Genomic DNA, 10,511 nt, shown 5'->3' on the forward strand with positions numbered 1-10,511 from the left:
ACGCGACGCAGTCCGTAAGGACTTTGCTGCGAACGGATTGAAATCTACAGGACACCGGCAGGAACCGGCAAACCTGCAGGTGGTCCGGCCCGCACTGTGGCGAAGCGTGGGCGGTGTGGCCGGGGAGGCGTCCTGAAAAGTAGTTGACGTGTCGCCTATCTCGGCACATGGTGGTAGAACGGCAGGAGTTCACATCTCTTCACGTAAAGGAATTTCCATGAGCAAGAACCGCTCCACCCGCCGCTCCGCACGCATCCTGTCCTTCGTCGGTTACGGCTTCATCGCCGCCGGTGTCGCCGGCTATGCCGCCGTGCGTCAGCAGCTCGTCGCCGAGAACATCACCGTGCACCCCGACGTGAAGTCCCTCGCCGGGAAGAAGGTCGCGGACCCGGTGACCGCCTACGCCCAGGCTGACATCGTCAACAAGCACGCCCTGGCCATGACCGGCGGCAAGCCCTTCGCCGAGCTTCCGATGGACGCCCCGGAGCGCGAGACCGCCCTGATGGCCGCCAACGTCCGCTCCTCCCTACTGACCTCCGTCCTCTCCTTCGGTGTCTCCGGACTCGCCGCCGGAACGGGCGTCCTCGCCGTGACCGCAGGGCGCGGACTCCGTGCGCTGGCCAAGGATGCGCAGTAGGTGAAAGCAGTCTCAACCGGGGGTGACGCGGCGGTTGTAACCCCGTTCCGTTGCTTCCCGGGCGGAAGATTCTGCAAGGATCGGACAGTATGAGTCACGAGACGACAGACGGACCGGCGGCACAGACGCCGGTGACGGAGGGTGAGACCACCGGATTCTGGGGCGCTTCCCGCCTCTACGGACTGGTGGTGACGCTCTTCGGGGCGATCGGGCTCTACATGTCCGGTCTGATCATGTACGACAAGATCGAGATCATGAAGGACCCGGACTTCGTTCCGGCCTGCACGATCAACGACGTCATCTCCTGCACCGACGTGATGCAGTCGAACCAGGCGTCCGCCTTCGGGATCCCGAACCCCTTCATCGGGCTCTTCGGGTTCGGTGTCGTCCTGACCATCGGTGTCGCGCTGCTGGCGGGGGCGAAGTTCCGGGCGTGGTTCTGGTACGGCTTCCTCGCCGGTCTCGTCTTCGCCGTCGGCTTCGTCCACTGGCTCGCCTATGAGGCGGTCTACGACATCGACGCACTGTGCCCCTACTGCATGGTGGTGTGGGCCGTGGTGCTGCCGCTGTTCCTCATCACGCTGGTGCACATCATCTGGGAGAGACAGCGGGACGCCGCGGGGATCCACGGTGCAGACCGCTACTCCTTCGCCGGCGGCTGGATTATGCCGACGGTGGTACTGGTCGTCTGGTACGCCGCGTTTGTCGTGCTGATCCTGGTGCAGTTCGCCTGAGCGGGGCCGGCTGAGTTTGGTTACTCGGCGGCATCGGGCTAGAGTGTTCCGATGTGCCATGACCCGGTTTCTTTCCGGGTCTGTCTGTTTTACATCAAGCCGCGGTCGTCATCAGGCGTCGGGGCCCATGACGAGGAAAGGAGCGCCCGATGAAGGTCCGCAAGTCCCTTCGGTCGCTGAAGAACAAGCCGGGCGCCCAGGTCGTTCGCCGCCACGGCAAGGTCTACGTGATCAACAAGAAGGACCCGCGCTTCAAGGCCCGCCAGGGCTGATCGCCGGTTCTTCGAGCCGAACAGCACCCCCTGTCAGTCATCTCACGGTGACGGGCGGGGGGTGCTGTCATCTGTGTGGGGTGGTGCCCGGTGGTCGACTCACGGTGATGGAATTACATGAGTGTTCTTGAGTCCCAACATGTAGTGCCGACCCCTTCCGGCCACCTGCGCCTTTGTCGTCCAGTACCACTATATATGGTATTTAAGACGTGTAATTACCCCAACATCTCGTGGCCAGGGAGGTTGTGCCCTGTCTCTGAGCTGTGTAAGGTCGACGTCATCGCAAGGCCGGGCGGGGACCTGTTCAGGGAACGCCCCGGACGGTCTCCGACCATCACATCGGCTGCCCTCTCCGAACGGCACCGTGCAGTCAGCAGAAGTCTCAACCTCGCAGTCTCAACCTTCTAGGAGTTGTCACGATGATCACCGTCTACACGAAGCCCTCCTGCGTCCAGTGCACCGCCACCAAGCGCGCCCTCGACAAGGCCGGTCTGGACTACGAGCTCATCGACATCAGCATCGATGACGAGGCCCGTGACTACGTGATGGCACTCGGACACCTCCAGGCCCCGGTGGTCGTCACCGCCGGCGAGCACTGGTCCGGCTTCCGCCCGGAGCGGATCAAGGAGATGGCCGCCCAGGCCGCCTGACCCTCCGGTCACACCCGAGACACAGGGAGCATGCGCCGGACGGCGTCTGCTCCCTTTGTCATGGTGCGGTCGTCCCGCAACCGTCCACCGACGACCCCCGATCCATCCCGTGACTTCCGTGAGAGGCCCTATCCTTGCCGGCATCCGGACTGCTCCGCTCCCTGCTCGCTGACACGACCCCGCTCGAGCACCCTCACTTCCGCCGCCTGTGGACGGCGAACATCATCACCGTCATCGGTGCGCAGCTCAACATCATCGTCGTCCCGCTGCAGATCTACGACATCACCGACAGTTCCGCCTACGTCGGTCTGGCCGGTGCCTTCGGCCTGGTCCCGTTGGTCATCTTCGGCCTCTACGGTGGTGCTCTCTCCGACCGCATGGACCGCACGAAGCTGCTGCGCATCACCACCGTCGGCATGATCGTCACCGCCGTGGCCTTCTGGGCACAGGCGGCGTCGGGCCTGGACAATGTGTGGCTGCTGCTCTGTGTTTTCGCCGTCCAGCAGGCTTTCTTCGCGGTCAACCAGCCGACCCGCACCGCGGTCATCGCCCGCATCGTCCCGCTGGGCAAGATCGGCGCGGCGACCTCGCTGAACATGACAGTGACCCAGGCAGGCGCGATCCTCGGCCCGATCCTCGGCGGACTGCTCGTCCCGGTCACCGGGTTCGCCTGGCTGTACCTCATCGACGCCGTCTGTCTCCTCTCCACCCTCTGGGCGGTGCTGAAGCTGCCGGCGATGCCGCCGACGGACGCGGCGTCCTCCGGTAAGGATTCCGGGAAGGACGCCGCGGGCGACCGTGGCGGTTTCCGGTCCGTCCTCGACGGCTTCGTCTATCTCTGGGCCATGCCGCTGCTGCTCATGAGCTTCCTCGTGGACATCATCGCCATGACCTTCGGTATGCCACGCGCCCTCATCCCCGAGATCTCCACCGTCGACTTCGGTGAGTCCGGGGACGGTGGGCTCTTCTACGCACTGCTCCTGGCCGCTATGCCGGCCGGTGCGGTCCTCGGCGGCGTGTTCTCCGGGGCGGTGACCCGGGCCCGGCGTCAGGGCCTCGGCATCGTCGTCTCGGTGATCTGCTGGGGTGCGGCGATCATCGTCATGGGCCTGGCGGTGACCTTCGCCGACGGGCAGGCCGGACTGTGGGCCTGGGTGGCTGTGATCTCCTTCCTCGTGGGCGGCACTGCGGACATGTTCTCCTCGGTGCAGCGCAACGCAATGCTCCAGGAGGCCGCTGACGACCGGATGCGTGGGCGACTCCAGGGCGTCTTCCTCATCGTGGTGGCCGGTGGGCCGCGGTTGGCGGACATGCTCCACGGCTGGATCGGCTCGTGGATCGGGGCAGGGCCGGCGACAGCGATCGGTGGCGTCCTCGTCATCGTCGGCGTCCTCATCGCCGTGGCCTCCGTGCCGGCGTTCCTGCGTTATGTCCCGGCCCGGTTCGGTGTCGTGGACTCCAGCGCCGACCTCTCCGACACAGAAAGGAACTGACATGCTCATCGTCTACTTCTCGTCGACCACACGGAACACGGAGCGCTTCGTGGCGAAGCTCGGCCTGCCGGCTGAACGCATCCCACTGCGTCGTGGCGATGAACCGCTGCGTGTCGACGAACCCTATGTGCTGATCTGCCCGACGTACGGGGGAGGGGCATCGATCACCGGTGACTTCTCACGTCCAGTCCCCAAGCAGGTCATCGGCTTCCTCAACGACGAGCACAACCGGAATCTGATCCGGGGCGTCATCGCCGGCGGGAACCTGAACTTCGGTGCGGACTTCTGCAAGGCAGGGGACGTCATCGCGGCGAAGTGCGACGTCCCGTACCTCTACCGCTTCGAGTTGATGGGCAATGAGGAGGACGTCGCCAGGGTCCGCGAGGGCCTGGCGGAGTTCGAGGCCGCATGCCGGGCGGACGCGACGTGGGAGCCGAGCGTGACCTGAGGCAGACAGTTGACCAGTACACATGCGGCAGCAGCCGATAACCGGTAGACATGAACAGACATGTGCCTCACCATCGTGGGGTACACAGCATTAAGGGGAAGATGATGACCACGGATCTCGGAAAGAGCGTCGCAGAGCCGGTGGCCCAGGCGGAACAGCTGGACTACCACTCGCTCAACGCGATGCTGAACCTCTACGACAGCAACGGCAGTATCCAGTTCGACAAGGACCGGGAGGCCGCCAACCAGTACTTCCTCCAGCACGTCAACCAGAACACCGTCTACTTCCATGACCTGGAGGAGAAGGTCGGCTACCTCGTCGACAACGAGTACTACGACAAGGCCGTCCTCGACAAGTACGACGACGAGTTCGTCAAGGACCTGTTCAAGCAGGCCTACGCCAAGAAGTTCCGCTTCCAGACCTTCCTCGGCGCGTTCAAGTACTACACGTCCTACACGCTGAAGACCTTCGACGGACGCCGCTACCTTGAGCGCTACGAGGACCGGGTGTGCATGGTCGCCCTCGGCCTGGCTGACGGCGACGCCGCCCTGGCCTCCCACCTGGTCGACGAGATCATCGACGGTCGGTTCCAGCCGGCCACCCCGACCTTCCTCAACATCGGCAAGGCCCAGCGCGGCGAGCCCGTGAGCTGCTTCCTGCTGCGTATCGAGGACAACATGGAGTCCATCGGCCGGTCGATCAACTCCGCCCTGCAGCTGTCCAAGCGCGGTGGCGGTGTGGCCCTGCTGCTGTCGAATATCCGTGAGGTCGGTGCGCCGATCAAGCACATCGAGAACCAGTCCTCGGGTGTCATCCCGGTGATGAAGCTGCTGGAGGACTCGTTCTCCTATGCCAACCAGCTCGGTGCCCGCCAGGGTGCCGGTGCGGTGTACCTGCACGCCCACCACCCCGACATCATGCGGTTCCTGGACACCAAGCGGGAGAACGCGGACGAGAAGATCCGCATCAAGACCCTCTCTCTGGGTGTGGTGATCCCCGACATCACCTTCGAGCTGGCCAAGCGCAATGACGACATGTACCTGTTCTCCCCGTACGACGTGGAGCGGATCTACGGCAAGCCGTTCGCCGACGTGTCCGTCACCGAGCACTACGAGGAGATGGTCGAGGACCCGCGGATCCGCAAGTCCAAGATCAACGCCCGTCAGTTCTTCCAGACCCTCGCCGAGATCCAGTTCGAGTCCGGCTACCCCTACATCATGTTCGAGGACACGGTGAACCGCGCCAACCCCATCGAGGGGCGCATCACCCACTCGAACCTGTGCTCCGAGATCCTGCAGGTCTCGACCCCCTCGACGTTCAACGACGATCTGACCTACGCCGAGATCGGCGACGACATCTCCTGCAACCTGGGATCGCTGAACATCGCCGCCGCGGTGGATTCCCCGGACTTCTCCCGGACCATCGAGACCGCGATCCGTGGTCTGACCGCGGTCTCGGATCAGACCTTCATCGACTCGGTGCCGTCGATCCGTGAGGGCAACAACGCCTCGCATGCGATCGGTCTGGGTCAGATGAACCTGCACGGCTTCCTGGGCCGGGAGCACATCTACTACGGCTCCGAGGAAGGCCTGGACTTCACCAACGCCTACTTCGCCGCGGTGATGTATGAGTGCCTCAAGGCGTCGAACGCGATCGCCCGCGAGCGTGGCCGCAAGTTCGGGAGCTTTGAGACCTCGGACTACGCCTCCGGTGAGTTCTTCGACCGGTACGATCCGGCGTCCTTCGCGCCGACCACGGACCGGGTCAAGGAGATCTTCGCGAACTCCTCGATCCACGTGCCGGATGCGGCGGACTGGGCCGCACTCAAGGACGCGGTGATGGCTGACGGTCTGTACAACCGCAACCTGCAGGCCGTGCCGCCGACGGGGTCGATCTCCTACATCAACAACTCGACCTCGTCGATCCACCCGATCGCCTCGAAGATCGAGATCCGCAAGGAAGGCAAGATCGGCCGTGTCTACTACCCGGCGCCGCACATGGACAACGACAACCTGGAGTACTTCCAGGATGCCTACGAGATCGGCTACGAGAAGATCATCGACACCTACGCGGTGGCGACGAAGTACGTCGACCAGGGTCTGTCGCTGACCCTGTTCTTCCGGGATGACGCGACCACGCGTGACATCAACCGGGCGCAGATCTACGCGTGGCGTAAGGGCATCAAGACGCTGTACTACATCCGTCTGCGTCAGACCGCGCTGACCGGCACCGAGGTCGAGGGCTGCGTGTCCTGCATGCTGTAGGACGCGCCGCCGGCGCACCAGAAGGGCCCCGCACTGATCCGGAGATCGGTGCGGGGCCCTTCTGCAGTTCGTACTGTCGGTCCGGGTGGCCGGGAAGCCGTCGGCTACCCGGTGTCCGTGGAGACCTGCTACTCGGCGCGGCCACCCAGCTTGGCGTCGATGCGCAGCAGACCGGAGCCGTCGTTGCCGACGGTCTTGATCCAGTCGATGATGTCGTTGACGGTGGACTCTTCCTCGATCTGCTCGGCAAGGAAGAAGTTGATGAGGGAGCGGGAATCGATGTCACCGGTCTCGTCCGCGACGCGGGCGAGGTTACGGATCATCTCGGAGATCTTCTGCTCGTGGGCGAGAGCGGCCTCGAAGGCGTCCAGCGGGGTGGCGATCTTCAGAGACGGCAGCTCGATGTCGGTGAGGTCCACACGGGCCTCGCGGTCGAGGAGGTGCTCGGCGAACTTGGCGGCGTGGGTACGCTCCTCGTCGGCCTGGGCGCGGAACCAGTCGCGCATGCCGAGGAAGGAGAGGCGGTCCATCTCGTAGGACAGCTGGGAGTAGATGAGGGACGCGCCGTGCTCGGCGACGACCTGCTTGTTGACGGCTTCCTGGAACTTCTCGTTGATGCTCATGGCAGTAACGATACTGATCGGTTCAACCTTTCTCTAGACCACGTAGCCTCACCTTTGCTTATATCTGCAGGTAAACAGGGCTGTCTGCCCTCAGTATGCTTTGGCTGTACTGCAGTGAGTACGGGTTTAAATCTGCAGTTCAGAGCCGTGTGAGGGGGTGAAAACGCCCCCGGTGGTAGTATCTGTCCAGATCTGCCAGGGGATGTTCGGTAGCCTCACCTCATTCTGAGTAGCCTATTACGGGGGTGGAAGGTGTCCGGGAACCCTGGGGTCGACAGCTCTGTCGGGAGCACTCCGGGGTCCGTGCGACAGCTGTCTGCGGTCCGGATGCGTCGTCCGGATCCGACATATGGAAGATTCCCGGATGGGGTACGGTTGGGGCATATGTCAGGCTGTGGGGGAGTACCCGGCCGGGCAGACATTCCGCACTACCGCAGGAGAGTTGTATGACGACATCGCGCCAGATCACGACCCCGGTCCACCACCGTTCCGGGGACCGCGTGACCGCGATCAACTGGAACACCATCCCCGACGACAAGGACCTTGAGGTCTGGGACCGGCTGACCGGTAACTTCTGGCTCCCTGAGAAGGTGCCGCTGTCCAATGACATCAAGAGCTGGGGGACGCTGTCCGAGGCCGAGCAGACCGCCACGATGCGTGTCTTCACCGGTCTGACGATGCTGGACACCATCCAGGGCACCGTCGGTGCGACGAGCCTCATCGACGACGCCGTCACCCCGCACGAGGAGGCGGTGTTCACCAACATCGCCTTCATGGAGTCGGTGCACGCGAAGTCCTACTCGTCGATCTTCATGACGCTGGCCTCCACACCGCAGATCAACGACGCCTTCCGCTGGTCCGAGGAGAACGAGAACCTCCAGACCAAGGCCGACATTGTCCTGAACTTCTACCAGGGCGATGACCCGTTGAAGAAGAAGGTCGCCTCGACCCTGCTCGAGTCCTTCCTCTTCTACTCCGGCTTCTACCTTCCGATGTACTGGTCCTCGCACGCGAAGCTGACCAACACCGCCGACGTGATCCGCCTGATCATCCGCGACGAGGCCGTGCACGGCTACTACATCGGCTACAAGTACCAGCGCGCGCTTGAGCACGAGACCGAGGCCCGCCGGCAGGAGCTCAAGGACCACACCTTCGAGCTCGTCTTCGACCTCTACGACAACGAGTGCCAGTACACCGAGGACCTCTACGACGACCTCGGCTGGACCGAGGATGTCAAGCGGTTCCTGCGCTACAACGCCAACAAGGCGCTGAACAATCTCGGCTACGAGGGGCTGTTCCCGGTGGACGAGACCCGGGTCTCCCCGTCGATCATCTCCGCCCTGAACCCCGGCGGCGACGAGAACCACGACTTCTTCTCCGGGTCGGGCTCCAGCTACGTCATCGGTAAGGCGGAGAACACCGTCGACGACGACTGGGACTTCTAGGCCGACAGGCGCTCAGTAGCCGGTCACTTTCTCCCGGTAGGTAACTCCCCGGGTCGATTCCACCGACCCGGGGAGTTGTCTGTATCAGTCGCGATCAGTCGCGATCAGTCGCGATCAGTCGCAATCAGTCGCGGTCGTTGACCGGGGCCAGCTGATCCGCGCCCGGACCGGTCAGTGCCCCCGCCTCGACGGGGCGACCTGCCGCGGCGAGCAGGAGGTCAAGTCCACTGCCTGTCACATCAGCGCCCCGGCCCCAGCTCGCGCCGGTGCCGGAGTCGATGAGACGACATCCCCTGGTGCGCTCCCGGCTACCGCCGATGGCCGCAGGAGTACGGAGCTGGTAGGAGAGGGCCTCATGGACTGCGGAATCGGGGTAGTGGCCGGACAGTCCCAGGGGCCGTCGGATATCTTCGCCGTGTACGACCTCCTCGACGAGATGGGTTGCCCGGTGTGCGGTGGGTATCCGGATCATGGTGACAGACTGCCGGAAGTCCTCCAGGGTCTGCACGGGGTCGTCATGACGGTAGTGACGTACCCCTTCCTCAGTGGCGAGATCGAAGTCCCTCTTCGCTCTCATCTTGCGCCGGAGGAAACCCACCTTGCCGATCCTGGCGACGTCGACCAGATGGGCGAGAACATCGTGCACGGTGCACCCGGGGCACAGTGAGGGTGTTTCCCAGTCGGTGCCTTCGACGGTGCTGAGATCGTCGATCAGGCGACGTCGCTCGGCGTGCACAAGTGACCAGACCTCTTTCCGGGACAGTGACATGGACGGTGACATGGACGGTGACATGGCCTGGTCTTTCGTCCCGGCGCCGGTGGCCCCACCACGGTATCCGCAGAAGTTTCTGAGATGAAAGGAGCCGTGGAGTGCGGGAGAGTCCCGTCCGGAAACTCCGGCCTGCCGGGGGCCGACGGTGGTGGAGCTGTGACCCCTGTGGCGTCAGGGGTGGTTGTGCTGTTCTCCGGTCGGGGAACGTGGGCGTCACCCCCGTATGCGACGCCCCGGGCGTTAAGGGGGGTCCTGGCTATCAATATCTCAAGGCACCTATTACGATGGGCTGCAGTCTGCGCTGGATGTGTCGGCGGAGGTGACGACTACGCCGCCGAGCCACAGCACCGTGCAGTTCATTCAAAGGGAGCCGTCCCGACGAGCGGCTCCGCGTAGTCAGGAGGATTGAATGACCGCAGTAGCGCCTCGGGAAGACCATCCGGTCGCTCCCACACGGCCTGCTCCCCAGGGTGGTAAGTCCCTCAAGGGCAACCACGCCTGGACCATGCTGACGACCACCGACCACAAGCAGCTCGGCATCATGTACATCATCATGTCGTTCTGCTTCTTCTTCATCGGTGGCCTCATGGCACTGCTGATCCGCGTGGAGCTCTTCCACCCGGGCATGCAGTACCTGTCCAACGAGCAGTTCAACCAGCTCTTCACCATGCACGGCACGGTGATGCTCCTGCTGTACGGCACCCCGGTCGTGTGGGGTTTCGCGAACTACATCATGCCCCTGCAGATCGGTGCCCCCGACGTCGCCTTCCCGCGCCTCAACGCGCTGGGCTTCTGGCTGACGACCTGGGGCGGCATCATCATGCTCTCCGGCTTCCTCACCCCCGGTGGTGCCGGTGACTTCGGCTGGACGCTGTACATGCCGCTGGCGGACGCCATCCACAGCCCCGGTGTCGGTACCAACCTCTGGATTGTCGGTGTCGGCGTCGGTGGTGTCGGTACGATTGCCTCGGCCATCAACATGATGACGACGATCCTCTGCCTCCGCGCACCGGGTATGACCATGTTCCGCATGCCGATCTTCACCTGGAACATCCTGGTCACCTCGCTGCTGGCCCTGCTCATCTTCCCGCTGCTCACCGCTGCGGCCCTGGGTGTCCTCTACGACCGCCTCCTCGGCGGCCACATCTACGACCCGGCCAACGGTGGCGCCAT

Annotated in this window: 11 protein-coding genes; 9 read left to right on the forward strand and 2 right to left on the reverse strand. The window is 63.8% G+C overall.

From position 1 onward, the window contains the following. Positions 1-217: 217 nt before the first annotated feature. The 7 genes from CVA01_RS14385 to nrdE all read left to right on the forward strand — a co-directional run bounded on the left by CVA01_RS14385 (position 218) and on the right by nrdE (position 6,498). On the forward strand, positions 218-637 hold the full coding sequence (locus tag CVA01_RS14385; RefSeq protein ID WP_141331748.1) for a hypothetical protein: 420 nt from the start codon (positions 218-220) through the stop codon (positions 635-637). An 89-nt stretch (positions 638-726) separates the two neighbouring features. Continuing rightward, positions 727-1,371 carry a vitamin K epoxide reductase family protein gene (locus tag CVA01_RS14390; RefSeq protein ID WP_014009256.1) on the forward strand — a complete coding sequence of 215 codons (645 nt, stop codon included), beginning with the start codon at positions 727-729 and terminating at the stop codon, positions 1,369-1,371. A gap of 149 nt (positions 1,372-1,520) precedes the next feature. Further along, on the forward strand, positions 1,521-1,643 hold the full coding sequence (gene ykgO, locus CVA01_RS14395; RefSeq protein ID WP_005288826.1) for a type B 50S ribosomal protein L36: 123 nt from the start codon (positions 1,521-1,523) through the stop codon (positions 1,641-1,643). A gap of 419 nt (positions 1,644-2,062) precedes the next feature. After that, positions 2,063-2,293, forward strand: a complete 231-nt coding sequence (gene nrdH, locus CVA01_RS14400; RefSeq protein WP_014009257.1) for a glutaredoxin-like protein NrdH — start codon at positions 2,063-2,065, stop codon at positions 2,291-2,293. A gap of 134 nt (positions 2,294-2,427) precedes the next feature. Then, positions 2,428-3,786, forward strand: coding sequence for an MFS transporter (locus CVA01_RS14405; RefSeq protein WP_141331750.1), 1,359 nt, complete (start codon positions 2,428-2,430; stop codon positions 3,784-3,786). 1 nt (position 3,787) lies between these two features. Next, a complete protein-coding gene (nrdI, locus tag CVA01_RS14410; protein WP_141331752.1) occupies positions 3,788-4,234 on the forward strand; it encodes a class Ib ribonucleoside-diphosphate reductase assembly flavoprotein NrdI in 447 nt (148 codons plus the stop codon). Positions 4,235-4,338: 104 nt separating this feature from the next. Further along, positions 4,339-6,498 carry a class 1b ribonucleoside-diphosphate reductase subunit alpha gene (gene nrdE / locus CVA01_RS14415; RefSeq protein WP_174775650.1) on the forward strand — a complete coding sequence of 720 codons (2,160 nt, stop codon included), beginning with the start codon at positions 4,339-4,341 and terminating at the stop codon, positions 6,496-6,498. Between the two features lie 128 nt (positions 6,499-6,626). Here nrdE and CVA01_RS14420 read toward each other — a convergent pair whose 3' ends face one another. Continuing rightward, positions 6,627-7,121 (reverse strand): ferritin, encoded by a 495-nt coding sequence (locus tag CVA01_RS14420; RefSeq protein WP_014009261.1) that lies wholly within the window; start codon positions 7,119-7,121, stop codon positions 6,627-6,629. A gap of 446 nt (positions 7,122-7,567) precedes the next feature. On the opposite strand from CVA01_RS14420, the gene nrdF reads away from it, so the two are divergent. Continuing rightward, on the forward strand, positions 7,568-8,566 hold the full coding sequence (gene nrdF / locus CVA01_RS14425) for a class 1b ribonucleoside-diphosphate reductase subunit beta (protein ID WP_014009262.1): 999 nt from the start codon (positions 7,568-7,570) through the stop codon (positions 8,564-8,566). Between the two features lie 124 nt (positions 8,567-8,690). Here nrdF and CVA01_RS14430 read toward each other — a convergent pair whose 3' ends face one another. Beyond that, entirely contained in the window at positions 8,691-9,359 is a 669-nt protein-coding gene (locus CVA01_RS14430; protein ID WP_141331756.1) for a maleylpyruvate isomerase family mycothiol-dependent enzyme, read from the reverse strand. A gap of 388 nt (positions 9,360-9,747) precedes the next feature. Here CVA01_RS14430 and CVA01_RS14435 point away from each other — a divergent pair. Beyond that, positions 9,748-10,511 (forward strand): cbb3-type cytochrome c oxidase subunit I (locus CVA01_RS14435; protein WP_174775651.1); only part of this gene is annotated, 764 nt, incomplete at its 3' end.

It is taken from the genome of Corynebacterium variabile (assembly GCF_006539825.1).
Lineage (GTDB): Bacteria > Actinomycetota > Actinomycetes > Mycobacteriales > Mycobacteriaceae > Corynebacterium > Corynebacterium variabile.